At 61.4% G+C, this 19,963-nt stretch carries 19 protein-coding genes; 15 read left to right on the top strand and 4 right to left on the bottom strand.

Annotated elements, in window-relative coordinates; translation table 11 throughout:
* Positions 1-25: 25 nt before the first annotated feature.
* Positions 26-937 (bottom strand): LysR family transcriptional regulator, encoded by a 912-nt coding sequence (locus tag U5A67_RS28920; RefSeq protein WP_415767958.1) that lies wholly within the window; start codon positions 935-937, stop codon positions 26-28.
* A 134-nt stretch (positions 938-1,071) separates the two neighbouring features.
* On the opposite strand from U5A67_RS28920, the gene U5A67_RS28915 reads away from it, so the two are divergent.
* The 4 genes from U5A67_RS28915 (at position 1,072) to U5A67_RS28900 (ending at position 3,929) form a co-directional block, all read left to right on the top strand.
* On the top strand, positions 1,072-1,602 hold the full coding sequence (locus U5A67_RS28915) for a hypothetical protein (RefSeq protein ID WP_321816972.1): 531 nt from the start codon (positions 1,072-1,074) through the stop codon (positions 1,600-1,602).
* A gap of 63 nt (positions 1,603-1,665) precedes the next feature.
* The gene (locus U5A67_RS28910) at positions 1,666-2,247 is read left to right on the top strand and encodes a UbiX family flavin prenyltransferase (RefSeq protein ID WP_321816971.1); all 582 of its coding nucleotides are present in this window, start codon (positions 1,666-1,668) and stop codon (positions 2,245-2,247) included.
* 3 nt (positions 2,248-2,250) lie between these two features.
* Positions 2,251-3,672, top strand: a complete 1,422-nt coding sequence (locus U5A67_RS28905) for a non-oxidative hydroxyarylic acid decarboxylases subunit C (protein ID WP_321816970.1) — start codon at positions 2,251-2,253, stop codon at positions 3,670-3,672.
* Between the two features lie 14 nt (positions 3,673-3,686).
* Positions 3,687-3,929 carry a non-oxidative hydroxyarylic acid decarboxylases subunit D gene (locus tag U5A67_RS28900; RefSeq protein WP_321816969.1) on the top strand — a complete coding sequence of 81 codons (243 nt, stop codon included), beginning with the start codon at positions 3,687-3,689 and terminating at the stop codon, positions 3,927-3,929.
* Between the two features lie 478 nt (positions 3,930-4,407).
* Here U5A67_RS28900 and U5A67_RS28895 read toward each other — a convergent pair whose 3' ends face one another.
* Positions 4,408-5,799 carry a PLP-dependent aminotransferase family protein gene (locus tag U5A67_RS28895; RefSeq protein ID WP_321816968.1) on the bottom strand — a complete coding sequence of 464 codons (1,392 nt, stop codon included), beginning with the start codon at positions 5,797-5,799 and terminating at the stop codon, positions 4,408-4,410.
* A gap of 377 nt (positions 5,800-6,176) precedes the next feature.
* Between U5A67_RS28895 and U5A67_RS28890 the strand changes: the two genes are divergently transcribed.
* The 9 genes from U5A67_RS28890 to scpA are packed head-to-tail and all read left to right on the top strand — an operon-like array spanning position 6,177 to position 14,882.
* Complete coding sequence (locus U5A67_RS28890; protein WP_224017375.1) at positions 6,177-6,659, top strand: MSMEG_0572/Sll0783 family nitrogen starvation response protein; 483 nt, start codon at positions 6,177-6,179, stop codon at positions 6,657-6,659.
* Between the two features lie 18 nt (positions 6,660-6,677).
* On the top strand, positions 6,678-7,703 hold the full coding sequence (locus U5A67_RS28885) for a Nit6803 family nitrilase (RefSeq protein ID WP_321816967.1): 1,026 nt from the start codon (positions 6,678-6,680) through the stop codon (positions 7,701-7,703).
* On the top strand, positions 7,654-8,775 hold the full coding sequence (locus tag U5A67_RS28880; protein WP_321816966.1) for an MSMEG_0568 family radical SAM protein: 1,122 nt from the start codon (positions 7,654-7,656) through the stop codon (positions 8,773-8,775). The genes U5A67_RS28885 and U5A67_RS28880 overlap by 50 nt, the downstream gene beginning before the upstream one ends.
* Positions 8,772-9,299: an MSMEG_0567/Sll0786 family nitrogen starvation N-acetyltransferase gene (locus U5A67_RS28875; protein ID WP_321816965.1), complete on the top strand. Its 528-nt coding sequence runs from the start codon at positions 8,772-8,774 to the stop codon at positions 9,297-9,299. Before U5A67_RS28880 ends, U5A67_RS28875 begins: the two co-directional genes overlap by 4 nt.
* Positions 9,299-10,318, top strand: a complete 1,020-nt coding sequence (locus tag U5A67_RS28870) for a sll0787 family AIR synthase-like protein (protein ID WP_321816964.1) — start codon at positions 9,299-9,301, stop codon at positions 10,316-10,318. Before U5A67_RS28875 ends, U5A67_RS28870 begins: the two co-directional genes overlap by 1 nt.
* A 28-nt stretch (positions 10,319-10,346) precedes the next feature.
* Positions 10,347-10,628 carry an MSMEG_0570 family nitrogen starvation response protein gene (locus U5A67_RS28865; protein ID WP_321816963.1) on the top strand — a complete coding sequence of 94 codons (282 nt, stop codon included), beginning with the start codon at positions 10,347-10,349 and terminating at the stop codon, positions 10,626-10,628.
* Between the two features lie 20 nt (positions 10,629-10,648).
* Entirely contained in the window at positions 10,649-11,947 is a 1,299-nt protein-coding gene (locus tag U5A67_RS28860; protein ID WP_321816962.1) for an MSMEG_0569 family flavin-dependent oxidoreductase, read from the top strand.
* A 22-nt stretch (positions 11,948-11,969) separates the two neighbouring features.
* Positions 11,970-12,806: a Pnap_2097 family protein gene (locus U5A67_RS28855; RefSeq protein WP_321816961.1), complete on the top strand. Its 837-nt coding sequence runs from the start codon at positions 11,970-11,972 to the stop codon at positions 12,804-12,806.
* Positions 12,807-12,812: 6 nt separating this feature from the next.
* Positions 12,813-14,882, top strand: a complete 2,070-nt coding sequence (gene scpA, locus U5A67_RS28850) for a methylmalonyl-CoA mutase (RefSeq protein WP_321816960.1) — start codon at positions 12,813-12,815, stop codon at positions 14,880-14,882.
* A 357-nt stretch (positions 14,883-15,239) separates the two neighbouring features.
* On the opposite strand, the gene U5A67_RS28845 is transcribed toward scpA, so the two are convergent.
* On the bottom strand, positions 15,240-16,091 hold the full coding sequence (locus tag U5A67_RS28845; protein WP_321816959.1) for an aldo/keto reductase: 852 nt from the start codon (positions 16,089-16,091) through the stop codon (positions 15,240-15,242).
* A gap of 211 nt (positions 16,092-16,302) precedes the next feature.
* On the opposite strand from U5A67_RS28845, the gene U5A67_RS28840 reads away from it, so the two are divergent.
* Positions 16,303-17,274, top strand: coding sequence for a LysR family transcriptional regulator (locus U5A67_RS28840; RefSeq protein WP_321816958.1), 972 nt, complete (start codon positions 16,303-16,305; stop codon positions 17,272-17,274).
* Between the two features lie 266 nt (positions 17,275-17,540).
* Here the strand turns inward: U5A67_RS28840 and U5A67_RS28835 are convergent, their stop codons facing one another.
* Complete coding sequence (locus tag U5A67_RS28835; protein WP_321816957.1) at positions 17,541-18,434, bottom strand: LysR family transcriptional regulator; 894 nt, start codon at positions 18,432-18,434, stop codon at positions 17,541-17,543.
* Positions 18,435-18,562: 128 nt separating this feature from the next.
* Here U5A67_RS28835 and U5A67_RS28830 point away from each other — a divergent pair, with 128 nt between their 5' ends.
* The gene (locus tag U5A67_RS28830) at positions 18,563-19,558 is read left to right on the top strand and encodes an alcohol dehydrogenase catalytic domain-containing protein (RefSeq protein WP_321816956.1); all 996 of its coding nucleotides are present in this window, start codon (positions 18,563-18,565) and stop codon (positions 19,556-19,558) included.
* The last annotated feature ends 405 nt before the right edge of the window (positions 19,559-19,963 follow it).

Here is a 19,963-nt window from a genome sequence, read left to right as displayed (position 1 = left end):
GTGCTTTAAGCAGTCAAACCTGTCTTCAGTGTTCGCGGTGCGCGTCATGCATACGCGCAGCGTGTGCCGTACATGCAGATATGGCACGCTGGACAACAGGCAGAAAGCGCCTCCCCAGCGCATGAATCAATGCGAGGCGCTCCGCGGGCGCATTGGTCTTGATGGGCAACGCCTTGATTTCGTCTGCAATTGCCGTCGGTTTGGAGAAGGGCAGCACCCCTATGCCAACTCCTTGCCGCACCAGGGCGGAAAGTGCGTGCACGTCGGAGCAGTCGGCGACGACGTTCGCCGCCGCTGACGCCTTCCGCAACTCTTCGAGTACGCGTTCGTAAATTCCGTGACCTGAGCTTCGACGAAGAACGATGAGTGGAAGACCGCTCAGTTTGTCGAATGTCAGGTCTTCGTCAGCGGGGAAATGTTCGCTGCCGCTGCGGACTAACGCGAAAAACTCCAGCGCCGACAGCTCCTTTACGGCGAGAGCCGGATTCGAAACTGGCATTTGTGTGACTGCAAAATCGAGCGCACGATGTTCGACCATGTCTTCGAGGAGCCTCGGCTCCCCTTGGTGAAGGGAGAACGTGACAAGCGGAAGCTCAGCGTGCAGCTCTGCAACAGTTTGAGCAACTGCTTCGAGCCCCGCCGCAACAAATCCAACGCGCACCCGACCCTTTGTGCCTCGCCCGAGGGCCATCATCTCTTCGTCAATCTGCTCGGCATGATTGAGAAGCTCGCAAACACGGTCATACAGGGCTCGGCCCGTGTCAGTTATGACGAGGCCTCTGCCTGCGCGCTCGAAGAGCGACACGCCCCATTCACCTTCGAGCTGCTTGATAGCGACACTAAGCGGTGGTTGGGCGATATGGAGTATCTCTGCGGCTGAAGCCAGAGACCCCTGCTCAACAACCGTCCTGAAGTATTGAAGCTGTCGCAGGTTCATGGCAACGCTGTGCTGGCAAAAGAACGCTAATCATACGCCTGGCAGGCGTGTATATTCGCGAATTACGATTTTCATAAGAGTCGTTAGCGTTTGCATAATGGACGAGGAGTTTCCTCAGTGGTTACCGTTGGGAGATGTCCAAGAACCTCACGCTATCCCGCGCAGCGGTGCCGCTACCGTTGCCAGTCATTGAATTTTGCAGTCGTCAGATGATTGACGATGAGCCTGCGATCGCGGTTGAACTGCTTACGGTGGGTTCCAATCGCTGGCCGCTTGTCGCTCATCTGAGCACGGGCGAAATTTACATCGACCTGAATGGCGCTCTGCGCATCGCGCTTTGGTCCGGAACTCGCTCAAACGCTGCGCTTCAGGCCACGCGGAAGGCTTCCTTAATTTTCGTGTGCGATGGCTCTATCTATGAAGTCAGTTGCCGCTGCGTTGCGGTTCAAAAGCTCGAAGGCCCAACGAATCTCGACGCGTTCTTGCTGACGCCCGTCGACGTGCGAGATAAATCGGCGCCGTACGCACAGGTTGTATCGGGAGTCGCTTACACATATCGACATCCGTTGGACGCGCAGGCGCATTGGGCAACGCTTCAAAGCCAGCTTTCGCTGTGTTTTCAGGCGTCGGTGGTCAGCTCATTCGATTCCAGTATGAATCGTTAGGTGAACAGTAATAGTCCCCAGAAACATACGTTCCTAGAATTGAACGCGTTGATGGAGAGAACTATGAAACGCATCGTTGTGGGCGTCACCGGAGCGACCGGTGCCCCTTTAGCAGTTCGCATTCTGCAGTTTCTGCGGGATATGGAGGTGGAGGTCCATCTGGTTGTTTCGCAGTGGGCGCGAGCGACGCTGCTCCAGGAATGCAACCTGAGCGTGCGAGACCTTCACAAGTACGCGGATGTTCTGCACGACGCACGCGACCAGGGAGCCTCGATTTCGAGTGGCTCGTTTCACACTGACGGCATGATTATCGTTCCGTGCAGCATGAAAACGCTTGCCGCGATTCGAGTGGGCTACGCAGACAATCTCATCGCGCGCGCTGCCGACGTAACGCTCAAAGAGCGCCGCAAACTTATCGTGGTCGCACGCGAAACCCCTCTGAGCTCGATTCACCTCGAGAACATGCTTCATCTTTCGAACCTTGGCGCAGTGATATTCCCTCCTACGCCGGCGTTCTACAACAACCCCGCCAATCTCGACGAGATGCTCGACCACCTCGCGGTCCGCATCCTCGATCAGTTTCACCTCGACCATCCGGCAGCCAAACGTTGGGCCGGTATGAAACAGGTTTCTCACCAGGAGTAAAGCATGGCATACCAAGACCTGCGCACATACCTTGCTGCGCTTGAAGAGGACGGGCAACTTATCCGTGTCACGGACCCGGTTCTGCCCGAACCTGATATCAGCGCTGCAGCGTGCGCCGTCAACAAGCTCGGCGAGAAGGCGCCGGCGTTGCTCTTCGAAAACATTCAGGGCTACACGGACGCGCGTATCGCAATGAACGTGCACGGTTCGTGGTCCAATCATGCGGTCATGCTCGGCATGCCGAAGGACACCCCGCTCAAGGAGCAGTTCCACGAGTTCGTCCGCCGTTACGAGACGTATCCGGGGAAGGTCGAAGAGCGTGCTGAAGCGCCGTGGCAGGAAGTGCAAATCGACAAGGACATCAACCTTTTCGACATCCTGCCGCTGTTCCGCTTGAACCATGGAGACGGTGGCTTCTACATCGACAAGGCCGCAATCGTCACCCGCGACGTGACGGACTGGGATAACACCGACGCGCAAAACGTCGGTATGTACCGGTTGCAGGTAAAGGGCAAGAATCGCATTGGCATTCAACCGGTTCCGGCACACGATATCGCCATTCACCTGCGCAAGGCAGAAGAATTGGGTGAAGACCTGCCCATTGCCATCTGTATCGGTAACGACCCGCTAATCAGCACGGTCGCGGCCATGCCGATCCTTTACAACCAGTCCGAATATGAAATGGCCGGCGCGCTCGCGCAGGAGCCGTATCCAGTCGTGAAGGCTCAGCACACCGGGCTCCAGGTGCCGTGGGGTTCGGAAATCGTCCTGGAAGGAAAGATTCTCTCGCGTGTGCGTGAAGGTGAAGGTCCGTTCGGCGAGTTCACCGGGCACTACTCGGGCGCACGCCAGATGCCCGTGGTCGAAATCACGAAGGTGTCGCATCGTCGTAATCCGCTGTTCGAGCATCTCTACCTTGGCATGCCTTGGACGGAAATCGACTACCTGATGGGGGTGAACACCTGCGCGCCACTGCACGTTCAACTGAAGGAAGCGTACCCGGAAGTTCAGGCAGTCAATGCGCTGTACACCCACGGTCTCGTCGTGATTATCTCGACGAAATGCCGCTTCGGTGGCTTCGCGAAGGGCGTCGGCATGCGTGTTTTGACGACGCCGCACGGTCTGGGTTATGCAAAGGTTGTCATTGTCGTCGACGAAACCATCGACCCGTTCAACCTCCCGCAGGTGATGTGGGCAATCTCGACGAAGTTCAACCCACAATTCGACCTCGTGACTGTGCCGGGACTTTCGGTCCTGCCGCTTGACCCGGGCTCGGACCCGGCGGGCATGACACATAAGCTGGTGATTGATGCCACGACGCCCGTCGCTCCGGAAACTCACGGCCATTACTCGCAAGAGCTGAATGACCCTATCAACACGGAAGAGTGGGTCGCAAAGCTGCGCGCGATGCTTCCTTCTGCCTAACGGAGTTCCTGAAAATGACGACGAAACATATTTGCCCGCGCTGCGAATCTGAAAAGACGGACGTACTGACGCGCTCGCCGGTGCCCGGTGTGTGGGAGGTCTACCACTGCGAAGAGTGCTTCTTCGCGTGGCGCAGCAGCGAGCCGGACTTTATCACTGACCCTGCGAAGTACAACTCGGAATTCAAGCTTACCCGGGAACAGCTTGACCATTCCGGTGTGATGCCGACTGTCCCCCCGCTGTTGCGTCGAGCATAGTTGAAAAGACGCCAGTTTCGTCGGCCAGTCATGCTTGGTGCGTGCTGTGAGTATGTGGCTCAGGACGAGAGCTGAGAAGGACATCATGCTGGTGGAGGGTGTCTTTCGCCGCGCTCGTCAGATGCGCGGTTGCATGCCGACGCGGCCGCTGACTTTACAGACTCTGAGGTTGCCTCAGGCGCCACCGATGTGGCGTCTGTTGCAAGGCCAAGAATGCCCCTGGTTACGAACTGGCGAAATGAAAGCTTAAGCGCTCGGTGTTTTTCAAATCATTCTTTAAAATCAAAAAATCCATAAAAGTGCGCGCACGGGATTTTCGAGCGCCGTGCTGCAAGACGGCACTTCGCTCGACGAGTCGCGCTCACAACTGATGCGATTCGCCGGCTTTTATCAAGGCGACGTCACGCGCGATGCGCCGTTTCAATCGGTCGTGCGCGAACAACGCGACGTTTGACATTGTCGCGCGCGGATCCTTCGCTCACAGCATCGGCGAATGCAGATGATCGGGATGATCGAGCATATCGGCCACGAGATGCAGCGACTCTTCCATCGCGAGCGCATCGCCGGGACCGCCCAGACAGATACGCACGGCATTGGGCGGATTGCCGTCGGTGCTGAAGGCCGCGCCCGACACCACGCCAATCTGCTTCGTGCGTAGATGCGAGGCGAGCTCCGAGGCGCTCCATCCCGTTTCGCGCGGCACGGTGAGCCAGAGATGAAAACAATGCTTCGAGGTCTCGATCTCGCGCGAAGCGAACACCTGCGCGGCAATGTGCTGGCGGACCGCACACTCGTCGCGAATGGCCGTGAGCATTTGCCCGGCGATGCCGTTCTCGATCCATCGCGCCGCGAGATGCGACATATAAGGGCTCGCCATCACGGTGGTCGCACGCAGCGCGCCCGAGAGCCGTTCGGCATGGCGTGAACTGGGCGCGACCACGTATGCGATGCGCAAACCCGCGCCGAAACACTTCGACATCCCGGTCACGTAGTAAGTGAGTTCGGGCGCGAGCGTCGCAAGCGCTACGGGCGGCGTCTCGCAGAGCATGCCGTAGGCGTCGTCCTCGATGATCGGCACGTTGTAGCGCAAGGCGATATCGGCGATATGCTCGCGGCGGTTCTGCGAGAGCGTGCGCGTCGTGGGGTTCTGCAGCGTGGGATTGCAATAGAGCACGCCCGGCTTGCGGATCTTGCAGAGCGTTTCGAATGCGTTGGCGTCGAGCCCTTCGTCGTCGCGTGGCAGCGGCGCGAGCGTCATGCCCAACTGAGTGGCGATGACCTTCAGGCCCGGATACGCCACACAATCGACGCAGATCGTTTCGCCGGCCTTCACGAGCCGCAACAGCAACGCCACCAGCGCGTTATGAATGCCGGGGCAAACGAGCACAGCATCAGCGCGATGCGAAGGCACAGTATGGCGCAGCCATTGGCTCGCCACGCCGCGCTCGAATTGCGTGCCGCCAAAATCCTGATAGCGCAGCATGGACCACGTGTCGGCGGCACCGATAATCTGTGCCGCCGATTCCGCGAGCAGGGCTGTCATGTCGGGCGGCTCGGGCGGCATATTCATCGTCATTTCCAGCGCTGTGCCCGCACGCAGTGGCACGGCAGGCGGGCGTCCGCGCACATACGATCCGCTGCCCGCGCGCGAATCGATCAGGCCGCGCTTGCGCGCTTCTGCATAGCCGCGCGCAAGCGTTGTGTAGTTGATCTTCAGTGCGTCGGAGAGATCGCGTAACGCGGGTAGACGATCACGCGGGCGCAGGCGTCCGCTCGCGACATCCTCCTCGATGAGATCGGGAATCGTCTGATAAACCGGCTTGTCGCTTTCGGCGAGCCGTTTGAGCCAGTGTGCGGTAACGTTCGACATGGACGTGCGCGAGCAATCGCGTAAAGAGATGCATGAAGAATGAGTCTCTTCATTCTAGTGACGATGCACGCCGAAAAATAAATCAATTGATCGTGCGTGATCGCATGAAATGATCCGATTTGATGCATGCAGGCACCGATTCGATGATTCTCTGCCCCATGCGCGGGCGGGCATCGCATGACGTGATCGTCCTGCCGATTCCATGCTCGCCTTCGCGCGCCGGGCGCGCAAAAAAATTCGCCTGGATCATTCGCGACAGGCGGCAATGATTGGAAATTGATCGCATGACACGTGATGTTTGATGGCATAGCCGTTGCGAAATGAGAGACGCCGGCCACCGGTCGGACCAGTCCTCAATCATTGAACGGAGTCACGCAATGCCCGCCATCAACACGCCCGCCCACAAGACCGGCGACTTTCTCGTCGATTACGAAGAGAAAGTGTTCGAGGACGTCAAAGCCGAACCTGGCGAGAAGGCGCTCGTCACGTTCCATACCGTTGCCTTCGAAGGTTCGATCGGCTTCGTGAATATGCTGCAGGCCACGCGTTTGCAACGTAAGGGCTTCGAAACGTCGATCCTGCTGTACGGCCCCGGCGTGATGCTCGGCGTCCAGCGCGGCTTTCCGACGCTTGGCGCCGAAGCATTTCCGGGCCATCTGAACTTCAATAACCAGTTGATGAAATTCATGGCCGAAGGCGGCAAGGTCTACGCTTGCCGTTTCGCGTTGCAGGCGCTCTACGGTCAGACCGAGAAGGCGCTGATCGAAGGCGTGCGCCCGATCAATCCGCTCGACGTGCTCGATCTGAAGCTGCTGCATCGCAAGTCGAACGCGCTCGTGATCGATACCTGGACTGTTTGAGCACGTACGGGTATCGCCATGTCGAGTCCATCTTCGAAGCGCATCGTGCGCGCCGCCGCGGTGCAGATCGCGCCGGATCTCACCTCGGGCGCCGGCACGCTCGCGCGCGTGTGCGACGCCATTGTCGAGGCCGCGCGTCAGGGCGTGCAGCTCTCGGTGTTTCCCGAAACCTTTCTGCCGTACTACCCGTACTTCTCGTTCGTGCTGCCGCCGGTGCAATCGGGCGCGGAACATCTGCGTCTCTACGAAGAAGCGGTGACGATACCCGGTCCCGTGACCGATGCCGTGTCAGCGCTGGCGCGCGAGCACGGCATGGTGATTGTGCTTGGCGTGAACGAGCGCGATCACGGCAGTCTCTACAACACGCAGCTGATCTTCGACGCCGACGGCCAATTGAAAGTGAAGCGCCGCAAGATCACGCCGACGTTTCATGAACGCATGATCTGGGGGCAGGGCGACGCAGCCGGTCTCAAGGTCGCCCACACGGCGGTGGGCCGCGTGGGCGCGCTCGCGTGCTGGGAGCACTACAACCCGCTCGCGCGTTACGCGCTTATGACGCAGCATGAAGAGATTCATTGCAGCCAGTTTCCCGGCTCACTGGTCGGCCCGATTTTCGCCGAGCAGATCGAAGTGACGATTCGCCATCACGCGCTCGAATCGGGCTGCTTCGTTGTGAACGCAACGGGTTGGCTGACCGACGCGCAGATCGCATCGATCACACCCGATCCCAAGCTGCAAAAAGCGCTGCGCGGCGGCTGCAATGCGGCGATTGTTTCGCCCGAAGGGCAGCATCTCGCCGCGCCGCTGCGTGAAGGCGAAGGCATGGTGATCGCCGATCTCGACATGGCGCTCATCACCAAACGCAAACGCATGATGGATTCGGTGGGCCACTACGCGCGCCCCGAACTCCTCAGCCTCGCGATCAACGAGCGGCCCGCCGCGCCCGTGGTTTCTTTCGACGAAGCGGGCGCCGCCCCTTCATGGAGTGTTCAGCATGAATGCCAGCGTCAATCTGCCGGAATCGAAACTGCAACTGTTGACTGAGTTGCAGTCGAGCGGCCTGCGGCTCGCTACGCCGGACGCCGCCGGGCTGTCGCGTCGCGGTGGCGCGGGGCCGTCCGATCACAAAGCCGTGGTTATCGATGGCGTCACGCTGATGGTGCCGGTGCATACGCATGGCGCGCATCAGTCGGCGTTCGTGGCCGAAGCGCCCGATGCGAATGGCGTCAGCGTGCTCGCGCGCGGCACCATTCCGGTCGCGCAGATCGCGTTCGCTAAGACGCCGCGCTTCTACAAGCTGCAAACGCTCGATGGCGTGCCGTACTCGCACATCGCGACGCTGCACGGCACCGACGTGCTCGCGACCACGGTGCTGCAAACCTGCATTCGCTACGAGAGCCGCAAGAAGGCGTGCAAGTTTTGCGCGATCGGGCAGTCGCTGGCGGCGGGCCGCACGGTCGCGCACAAGACGCCCGAGCAGTTGGCCGAAGTCGCGCGCGCGGCCGTGCTGCTCGACAAGGTCAAGCATATGGTGCTGACGACCGGCACGCCGCCCACGCCCGATCGCGGCGCTGTCGTGCTGTGCGACAGCGCGCGCGCGATCCGGCGCGCGGTCGATCTGCCGATCCAGGCGCAGTGCGAGCCGCCCGACGACGACGCGTGGTTCGCGCGCATGCGCGAGGCGGGTATCGACACGCTCGGCATGCATCTCGAAGTGCTGGGCGACGCGCTGCGCGAACGCATCATGCCGGGTAAAGCGACGGTGCCCGTGAGCCGCTACATGAGGGCATTCGAGGCGGCGGTAAAGGTATTCGGGCGCGGCCAGGTGAGCACCTATATTCTCGCGGGCCTCGGCGACACGCCGGAGTTGATTCTCGACACGGCGCATCGTCTCGTCGCGCTTGGCGTCTATCCGTTCGTGGTGCCGTTCGTGCCGATCTCGGGCACGCCGCTCGAAGACTTCGCGCCGCCCACGCCCGAATTCATGCGCGCGATTCTTGCGCCGCTCGGCGCGATGGTGCGTGAGGCCGGTTTGCGCGCCGACGAGATCAAGGCGGGCTGCGGCAAGTGCGGCGCGTGCTCGTCGTTGTCGTCGTTCGAAAAGGTGGCGGCATGAGCGACATCGATTCGTATTCGGAAATCGTGGTGCGCTGGGCGCGAGAACGCTGGGAGATCGAAGGCGCTTACGCGCTGCGGCGCGAGGTATTTTGCACCGAGCAAGGCCTTTTCGAGCATGACGATCTGGATGCCGTCGACGACCATGCGCAATTGCTGGTGGCCGTTTGCGACGCGCGCGTGGTCGGCACCGTGCGTATTCATCGGCGCGACGAGGCCGATTGCGGCACGACATGGTTTGGCTCGCGGCTCGCCGTAAGCGAAGCGTTTCGCCGCCACGGCCGCATCGGCGCGACGTTGATCCGGCTTGCGGTCAGTAGCGCGCATGCGCTCGGCTGCGAGGCGTTTCTCGCGCATGTGCAGGCGCAGAACGCGCCGCTGTTTCGCCGCCTGCATTGGCGCACGCTCGACGTGGCGATGCTGTTCGGGCGCGAGCATCACCGCATGCAGGCCGACCTCGCGGAGTATCCGCCGTGCGCGACGCCGTATCTCGGCTTCGTGGTCGATCAGCGGAGGGCGGCGTGATGGCCGATAACATGACGCTCGACATAACGACGCTCGACGACCTGATCGCGAGCGTGCGCGCGAGCCGGGGTGTCGCGCACAAGACCGATATCGCGCCCGTGCTAGCGGCGTTCGCTGGCGCAGACGAGTCCGCCTTGATGGGCGCGGGCGACGACTGCGCCGCGCTGCCCGATGGCGAAGGCTATCTGCTGTTCGCGGCAGAAGGCATGGTGAGCGATCTGATCGACGCGATGCCGTGGTTCGCCGGCTATTGCTCGGTACTCGTCAACGTGAGCGATGTGTGCGCGATGGGCGGCCGTCCGCTCGCGGTCGTCGACGTGATCTGGAGCGACGGCCTCGCGAGCGCGACGCCGGTGCTCGAAGGCATGGCGGCGGCGGCACTGCAACTCGGCGTGCCGATCGTCGGCGGCCATAGCAACGCGCGCAGCGAACGCACGCAGCTTGCTGTCGCGATCGTGGGTAAAGCGAAGCGTCTGCTTTCCAGCTTCGCGGCGCGTGCGGGCGACCGGCTGATGATGGCGGTCGATCTGCGCGGCGCGTTCGTGGAGCCGTATCCGTACTGGAATGCGGCCACCGAAGCGCCCGCCGAACGCATTCGCGGCGATCTCGCGGTACTGGCGCAGATCGCTGAGGCTGGTCTGTGTGAGGCGGCCAAGGACATCAGCATGGCCGGCATCGCAGGCACGGCGATGATGCTCGCAGAGTGCTCGCAAGTGGGCGTCCGAATCGATCTCGACGCGGTGCCGCGTCCAGCAGGCGTCGCCCTTTCACGCTGGATGCAGGTGTTCCCGAGCTTCGGTTACTTGCTGAGCGTCGCGCCGCATAACGTCGATGCGGTACGCGCGTGTTTCGACGCGCGTGGCATCGCCTGTGAAGCCATTGGCGAGGTGCACGCCGAACCCACGATCGACCTGCAATGGCGCGGCAAGACGCGCACCGCGTGGCGGCTCGACGAAGGCGAATTCATCATTCCAGCCGACCGCTGCGCGACCCGCGGGTGGGATACGCCGCGCGTTTAAACGCGTGTTTGAAAAACAGGAGAACCCCATGCCTGTAACGCATTTCGTCGTGCGCTGGCCCGACGGCGAGGAAGAACGCTGCTATTCGCCCTCGACCATCGTGCGCGATTACCTGCGCCCCGGTGACTATCCGCTCGACGTCTTTCTGGCGTATGCGCGCGACGGGCTCGCGGCGGCCTCGGAACGCGTGCGCGAGAAGTTCGGCTACGCGTGCTCGTCGGCGATGGATCAATGGGCGGCGATCGAACGCCGCGCCGAACCCTTTCGCGCGCAGGACGCGCAGGTCGTCACTGTTGTGCGTATTGATTGACACTTGATAAGGAGAAACGCATGTCCACCCAGACGCATGCGGCCACAACCGCGCCTACGTCGCCGCCCATTCGCGACGAACACGTCAGCGTCGTTATCGTCGGCGGCGGCCAGGCCGGTCTGTCGATGAGCTATTGCCTCAAGCAGTACGGCATCGACCATGTCGTGCTCGAAAAGCACACGGTCACGCATACCTGGCGCGAGCAGCGTTGGGACGCGTTCTGTCTGGTCACGCCAAACTGGCAATGCGCACTGCCCGACTATCCGTATCGCGGCGATGATCCGCACGGCTTCATGAAGAAGGACGAGATCATTAGGTGGCTCGACGGTTTTGTGCAGCATGTCGAGGCACCCGTGCGCGAAGGCGTGGCTGTCACGCGCGTGACGCGGGGGGCGCAGGGCGGCTTCGTCGTACAGACGAGTGCGGGCACGCTGAGCGCCGATCAGGTCGTGGTGGCTGCGGGTGGTTATCACACGCCCATTGTGCCGCGCATGGCCGAGCGCCTTCCGTCGTCGATCATGCAGATACAGTCGTCGGAATATCGCAACGCCGACGCGCTGCCCGAAGGCGCGGTGCTGGTGGTCGGCTCGGGGCAGTCCGGTGCGCAGATCGCCGAGGATCTGCATCTGGGCGGACGCAAGGTCGTGCTCGCGGTCGGCGAAGCGCCGCGTTGCGCGCGTTTTTATCGGGGCCGCGATGTGGTCGACTGGCTCGCCGACATGAAGTACTACGACATGCCGGTGGAGGACCATCCGTTGCGCGAAGGTGTGCGCGACAACACCAATCACTATGTGACGGGCCGCGACGGCGGCCGCGATATCGACCTGCGTAAATTCGCGAGCGAGGGCATGGAGCTTTATGGCGTACTCGACGATTACGTCGATGGCGCGCTGCGTTTCAAACCGAATCTGCGCGCGAATCTCGATAGCGCCGACGAAACCTATAACCGCATCAACGCGTCGATCGACAGGTTCATCGCGCAGAAGGGCATCGATGCGCCGCCCGGCGAGCACTATCGCGCGGTGTGGGAGCCTGCGCAAGAACGCACGACGCTCGATCTCGCGTCGAGCGGCATCGGCAGCATCGTCTGGTGTATCGGCTTTCGTCCGGACTTCAGTTGGGTCGATCTGCCGATCTTCAGCGGGCGCGGCTATCCGGGGCACGCGCGCGGCGTCACCGCCCAGGAGGGCCTGTATTTCCTCGGCCTGCCGTGGCTGCATACGTGGGGCTCGGGTCGCTTCTCCGGCATTGCGCGCGATGCCGCGTATCTGGCCGATCGTATCGTTGCGCAGGCGAGGCCCGATGCGCGCGCGGCGTGACACCACGCCCGCGAGGGCGCCCGTGCCCGCCCGTTCGCACTATCTGGCGGGCATGCCCGAGCTGGCTTTTGCGGGGCTTTCCGAGCAATGGCTGTTGCGGACCTGCGGACAATTGCACTGGAGTGCGATTGCCGATCAGGCGCGCCTCGCGTCGCCCGACTTCTACGACGACGAGGGCCGTAAGTCCTACGCGGCGTTCACGGCGATTCACGTGCGCGAAGCGCGGCTGGAAGACGTGAGCGAGAACCAGCGTTTTGCGATAGAGGCCGACGTTCGCCGCATTGCGGGCGCGCGTCACTTCGGCGAGTTTCGCGTGTTCACGACCGAGAATGCGATTGCGAAGGTTGAGATGCTGTCGACTTTCGTGCGGCGCGAGACGCGCGGCGATAACCGCTCGGTCTGCAAGGCTTCGTTCGACCGCTTGCCTCTCATGACGGCGCAAACGCCTGATGCGGCGCAAGCCATGATCGAGCAGACGAAGCGCTTGCGTGCGGGTGCATGGACGCAGCACGGACGACTCGATCGGGCGGTGCACGCCGTCGAACACGTGGTCGATTATCTGCCGTGTCCGACACTCGATTTCAACGGCGCGCATTTGCTGTACTTCGCGAGTTTTCAGTCGATGGTTGATCGCGCCGAGTGGCATTGGCGCTCGACGCAGCATTCGGCACCGCCTTCGCTCGTCGAGCGCGAGATGGCCTTCTACGGTAACGCGAACGTCGGCGACAAGCTCGTGCTCGCGTTCGGTGCACGTCACGCCGATCACGCGGGGCTTTCGCATTGGTGTGCGATTTCCCGCGCTGCGGACGGCATGCGCATCGCCGACGTCGTAACTCATAAACGCTGGTCGCATGAGTGACACCGCATGAATGACGCCTTTTCCGTGCCGCGCAAGCCGCTCTACACGCGTGCCGACTTGCCCGATGTGCCGTGGCTCGATGCGCGCCCCGGCGAGTTCCCGTTCGTGCGCGGCATCCACGAAACCATGTACACGCAGCGGCCGTGGACCATCCGTCAATATGCGGGCCATGCCGACGCATCCGCGACGAATCTCGCTTATCGACGTGCGATCGAGCAGGGCGCGCGCGGCTTGTCCATCGCATTCGATTTGCCTACGCATCGCGGATATGATTCCGATGACGAATTAATCGCCGACGACGTGGGCGTGACGGGCGTCGCGATCGATTCGGTCGAAGACATGAAACGGTTGTTCGAAGGCATCGCGCTCGACGAGGTCTCCGTATCGATGACGATGAGCGGCGCGGTATTGCCCGTGCTCGCGGCCTTCATTGTCGCGGCGGAGGAGTCGGGCGTCGACGCCGCGCGCCTGCGTGGAACGATCCAGAACGATATCCTCAAGGAGTTCATGGCGCGCAATACGTGGATTTTCGCGCCGGAACCGTCGATGCGCATCGCGACCGACGTCGTGCAGCACGTGCTTGCTCATCTGCCGCTTTTCAATGCGATCTCGGTGTCGGGCTATCACCTTCAGGAAGCCGGTGCCGACGGTGTGCTGGAACTGGCGATCACGCTGGCGAACGCGCGCGAGTATGTGTGCAGACTCGTCGATGCAGGCGCGGACGTTGATCGCGTGTGCGCGCAAATGAGCTTCTTCTTTGCGGTGGGCCGCGACTTCTTTGGCGAGATCGCGAAGCTGCGCGCGGCGCGGGTGTTATGGGCCGATCTGGCGCGCTCGCTCGGTGCGCGTTCGACGCGGGCGATGCAGTTGCGCATGCATTGTCAGACGGCCGGATCGAGCCTGCACGCGCAGCATGCGCACAACAACATCGTGCGCACGACGCTGGAAGCGCTCGCCGCAGTGCTGGGTGGCACGCAGTCGCTGCATACGAACGCGTGGGACGAAGCGCTTTCGCTGCCGGGCGAGGCCGCCGCGACCGTGGCGCGGGACACGCAACGGATTCTCCAGCATGAAATGGGTCTGTGCGATGCGGTCGATCCGCTCGGTGGCGCGTATATGGTCGAAGCGCTGACCGCGCGCACGGTCGAAGCCGTGACGGCCATGCTCGGCGAAATCGACGTGCAGGGCGGGGTGATCGGCGCGATCCGGTCCGGCTGGGCGCAATCGCAACTGCATCTAGCGGCGACGCGAATTCAGGCGCGCATCGATGCGGGCGAGCAGGTGATCGTGGGCGTGAGCCGCAATCACGCAGCGGCGCCCACGGAGAGCGATTGGCTCGATGTGGACGCACGCATGGTGCGCGCCGTTCAGGTCGATCGGCTGCGCCAGTTGCGCGCGAACCGCAACGCCGCACGCACGCGCGCGGCGCTACACGCGCTCACGCACTGTGCGCGCTCGGGCACGGGTAATCTGCTGGCCATGACGATCGAGGCGATGCGCGCCCGCGCGACCGTGGGCGAATGCACGGCGGCGCTGGAGCGTGTCTGGCCGCGCTGGCATATGGCGCTAGAATCCGGCGCACAGGTCTACTCGACCTCACGTGGGGGTGACGCCGCATGGAACGCGGCACGGTACGCGGTGGCGAACTGGACCGCGACGCAGGGGCGGCCGCCGCGATTGGCGCTCGCGAAGCTCGGACAGGACGGACACGACCGCGGCGTGCGTGTGGTGGCCGCCGGGCTTACGGACGCAGGCTTCGACGTCCGCATGGGGCCGCTGTTCGCGACGCCGCAAGAGGCCGCTACTTGGGCGTGCGCGTGCGAGCCCGATGTCATCGGCGTGTCGACGCTGGCGGGCGCGCATGGCAAGCTGGTGCCGAAACTCGCCGACGCGCTGCGGGCGCACCACTGCAGCGTGCCGCTCGTGCTTGGTGGGATCGTGCCCGAAGCGCATCGCGAGGCGCTGCTGGCGTGCGGCGTGGCGCAGATTTTTGGACCGGATACGTCGCTTGAGCGGATCGTCGTCGATGTGCTTCGGGTGTTGAGTGAGGCGCCGCTGTCTTCGCCGTGCCGATGACGGGAGCGGGAGGGCATCTGCATGGCGAGGTGCCGATTCACCGAGGCCTACGCGATGCTGCTCGCGAGCCTGTGCGCCGACTCTGAAACCCAGATACCGTCGGCGAGATCGACACCCGTTTCGATGTCCAGCCTATGGGTGGCCTCCGTCACACCGTTGCGCTAAAGCAGAAATGGCATTCGGAAAGCATTCGCTGCGCAGACAAACGACGGCTCTGCTGCGGTGGGCGGACCGGATGAACGATCGGCAGGACCGCCACCGGGCCCCTGGTAGCCGCTCACAGAAAGGACTCTTGATGGTCAGGCGGTTTCGGCCGGGTTATCTTTCGCGTTGATAACGAGCCTGATTGCTCGCGCCTCAAAGGCCGAGTTTGCGTTCGCTCATCCACTTCACGATCGCCGGATCGCGATGCGAGAAGAAACTGCTTTTACCAGTTTCCAGCATTGCAACGGCCTGCATGTCTGCCTCGGACAGTTCGAAGTCGAAGACAGCCAGGTTTTCCAGCATGCGTTCCTTGCGCACGGATTTCGCGAGCGCGACGATACCGCGTTGAACGAGCCATCGAAGCACGACCTGTCCAACGGTTTTGCTATAGCGCTGAGCAATGGCCAGCAGGTGCTCGTTCTGAAAGAGGTTGTTCCGTCCTTCGGCAAAGGGCGCCCAAGCCTCCGGCTGCACGCCAAGCTCACGCATGAAGTCGACGCTCTCAGCCTGCTGATGGAAGGGATTGACTTCGATCTGGTTGACGGCTGGCTTCACTTCGTTGAACGCCGTGATGTCCATGAGGCGATCCGGCTGGAAGTTGCTCACTCCAATTGCACGCAGCTTGCCAGCGCGATGCGCCTCCTCCATCGCCCGCCACGCCCCATGAACGTCCGAGAAGGGCTGATGAATCAGGAACAGGTCGAGATAATCCAGATCGAGTCGCTTCAGCGACTTGTCGATGGCTACACGAGCGCGTTCATAACCAGCATCCTCAACCCAGAGCTTGCTGGTGACGAAGAGCTGGTCACGCGGCACTCCGCAACGTTTGAGGCCTCGTCCGACGGCCTCCTCATTCTTGTACGACGCAGCCGTGTCAATCAGGCGATAGCCAGCCTGCACCGCATCCACGACGCAACGTTCGCATTCCGCCTCGTCGGCGATCTGGAAGACGCCGTACCCGACGATCGGCATCTTCATTCCATTGTTCAGGGTCACGTCTTGCATGGTCAATCCTTGGCGGTGAGGTTCGACGGCGGCATGAGGTCTGCTGAAGATACGCCGCGTCGATGACAAGGGCAATTGCCCGATGTCCGTAACTGTATGCACTTCAGTTTCAAGTGAATAGTCGAATTCATCTTGCATCAGTATCAATTTTGGATTGATACTGGATGCTCTGTGCAACCGTTCCGGCCATGCTCAAGCAAAAGAGTTCTCCATGCCCACCAATGACTTCAAGGCCATCGCGACGTTCGCCAGAGCAGTGGAACTCGGCAGCATCCGAAAGGCTGCGCTGGCCCAAGGCGTCACGCCACAGGCTGCCAGTCAGGCCATTGCGCAGTTGGAACAGCATCTTGGAGTACGCCTGTTACACCGGACGACGCGGAGTCTTGCTCTCACCGAGGAAGGCCAACGGTTCCTCGAGAACACACAGCCCGCGTTGGCGATGCTGGACAGAGCGCTAACTTTGGCGCGTGAGTCCAAGGATGAGATTGCGGGGCCACTGCGGATCGTTGGGCCGAAATCGTCGTTCGCCGCCATCGTTATGCCGTTACTTGACGAATTCTGCACAAAGCACCCCGGTATCCAGCCAGACGTCCAGCTCGACGATGGTATCGGCAACTGGGTGCTGGATCGCGTCGATGTCGGCTTTCGGATCGGGTCGTCGCCCAGCGAAGGCGTAATCGGTCGACAACTCTTCCCGATCCAGATGATTGTGTGTGCGGCGCCCTCTTACCTAAAGGCGTACGGGAGACCGTCGACACTCGATGAGTTGGCAGCGCATCGCTGCAGCGTGTTCCGCCATTCGGCCACTGGCAAGGTGGCACCCTGGTACTTGACCGTGGATGGCAAGCTCGAACATCGGCAGATGACCCCCGCGTTTGCGACGAACGACGCGGAACTGGAACTGCAAGCCGTGCTTGCGGGGCAGGTCATTGGCCAACTCGCGAGCTTCTCGGCGGCACCCTACATTCGCGCAGGACAACTGGAGCCAGTTCTCCTGCAGCATATGAGCTCGCACATCGGTTTGCACGTGTACTACGGAAGCCGAGCTGCTCAGCCCAAGCGTGTACGAGCGTTCCTGGACCTCGCTCTCTCCCGCCTTCATGACTGCGGCGACTATGTGCTCGCTGACAAAGAGCTGGCTGACTTTGGGCGGCATTCGAGGCGGTCCAGCCGCGTTCGCTAGTGCCCCTGGTTCACCAAGAACGAATCCGATCCTGCACGCTCAACGCGAATGGCCATAATCGGCTGGCGGTCGTTCACTGTAGCGATCGAAAGTCGGCAACGGGTCGGTTACCAAAGTTCGAGGCTGGCGTGCGTCAGGGCATCCGTCAACCAACGTCGATTTCCGAGTTCGGCCACTTTGGGACATTCGAACCCCACTCCTAGATTGCGGACAATTCTGCGTGTCGGCGTCGGCCCGCTTGCAGCCACCGATGTCGGAACAGCGTTTCAAACTTCTGAGCGCGCAAATGCCGAAACAAGATATTCGATTAACACGCGAACCCTCATCGGTACACGGCGACCCGCTGGATAAACAAGGTGAATTGGCACGCACTCGGGTTGCAAATCTGGCAGCAACACTCGAATCTCACCGGATTGGATCTCTTTCTCCACAAGCCAGAACGGCGCCTGAGCAATGCCAAGGCCGCACAGCACGGCCGCGCGAACGTGCTCCGCATCGCCGGTCAGTAGCGAGCCCTGCGGCACATAGGAGACACGCTCGTTCCCAACCATGAGCGACCACGGGTAGCGCTCTCGGCCATTCGCAAAGACGATGCAGGCGTGCTGATCGAGGTCCGCAAGCCGCGTCGGAATGCCGTGAGCCGCAAGATAGCCACGGCTCGCCGCAAGCACGAAGTCTGTCTCGGACAGCTTCCGTGCGGTGAGGGACGAGTCCACCAGTCTTCCATGGCGAATCGCCAGATCAACGCCGTCGCCGACGAGGTCAACATACTGCTCCGATACCGACAATTCGATCGAGACGTCCGGATACTGCCGGAAGAACTCCGGTAGCAGCGGCGTGATGCAAAGCCGGCCATGCGCCGGTGCAGTATTGACCCTGACCAAGCCACGTGGCGACTGCTGGCGATCGCCTACGGACGACTCGAGCGCGTCGAAGTCATCCACGAGTTGCCTTGCCGACTCGTAGAAAGTTTGTCCTGCGTCCGTGACCACAACCTGGCGCGAGGTTCGCAAAACCAGTTGGGCACCAAGATGCCGTTCCAGCGCACCGATCTGCTTGCTGACCGCGGGCTGCCCAATCCCTTCCTCACGCCCCACGGCGGAAAAGCTGCCGCATTCGACGAGGCGTACAAACAGGCGAATCGCGTTCACTCGGTCCATATGGGCTATCCGCATCAATTCCAACCTAGAATGGATGGTATGCCATGAGACAGCGTTTCGGCAATGAATGAAGTTGCTTATCGTACGGGTCGTGCAATCACCGACACCTAAACAAGAGGAGATGAACGATGAAAGCGATTTGTGTAACGCCTGACCGCGAGCTTGCGGTTCGTGACATACCAACTCCGAACACGCCTGCGCCGGGTCATGTGCTGATCGATATGGATGCCTGCGCGATCAACCACGGTGACAAGGCTTTCCTGAGGATGCCCACGGTAGCAGGTAACGCACTCTCACTGGGTCAATACGACGTATGGGGTGCGTCGGGTGCAGGGCGCGTTGTCGCGGTGGGCGCGGGCGTTCCAGTGGGATATACCGGCAAGCAGGTGGCGGTATACCGGTCGCTCGACAGAAGCCCGGAAAGTGTCGGACTTTGGTGCGAACGGGCACACGTACCTTACACGACCTGTCTGATCTTGCCGGACCATGTCCATACGCGCGACTATTGCGGCTCGCTCGTCAACGTGATGACGGCGTACGCCTTTCTCGAAGAAATCTCTAACGCGGGCCACAACGGGGTCATCGTCACGGCCGGGAATTCGGCGACCGGCCACGCGCTTGCTTCGCTTGCGCGCAGCAGAAACATACCGGCGATTTTCCTGGTGCGGACCGCGGCCGCGAGGGACGCGCTGTCCCGTTGGGGTGTCGAGCATGTCATCGTCGCTACCGAGGGCTTTACTGACGCCCTCGGAGTGCTGTCCACCGAGTTGGGGGCAACGGCGGTATTCGATGGGGTCGGCGGCGACTTGTTGACAAGCATAGCCCCTAGCTTGCCGATGAATTCGACGATCTATTGCTATGGTTTTTTGGGAGGCGCTGCGCCGGTGTCCATTCAGTCCGTACTGGTCATGATGAAGAATCTGCGCATGAAGCGATTCAGCAATTTCGAAAGCCGGACGGTGAAGGAACAGGCGAAGCTCGTTGCCGCGCTGAAAACGCTTGAGGGCGTGATTGACGATCCCATGTTCATGACCCAAATCGGCAAGGAATTCCGTCGCGATCAGATCGAACTCGCCATGGCCTATGAGTCTGCGGATGGTTCCAAAGCTGTCGTCGTCACGTAGGCCGGCCATAGCCTCTCGACAACTTCCATTGTAGAAAACTCCGAGTGACCGACAGGGTTCCACTGTGTTGCTCGCCGTCGGCCTGGGTCCGGCCACTTTGAGTCCTTCTATACGATTACCTTAATCGTTGCAAATGGTAAGTGCGCCCGTGAACTAACGCGATTTCGAGGCATCGTCATCGTTCAATAATTGAAAGTAACTTCCGGTCGGTAGTCCACTTTCAGCTTTTCACTTGCTTCCGCTAAAGACTCCGCAACTATTGTCACTCGGATACCGACAGCATCATATTCTCGCGACCAAACTATCCCGTTATAGATTTTCATCACCGCCCCACGTTCTAATTGTCAACGGAATCCTAGCGTTTCGAACGGCTGCTTTCGAGAGTTACGAATGTCTCTTCAGGGT

Source organism: Paraburkholderia sp. J69-1 (assembly GCF_905220255.1).
Lineage (GTDB): Bacteria > Pseudomonadota > Gammaproteobacteria > Burkholderiales > Burkholderiaceae > Paraburkholderia.
The sequence above is the reverse complement of the archived record's forward strand: the minus strand, read 5'-3'. Positions and strand labels throughout refer to the sequence as shown.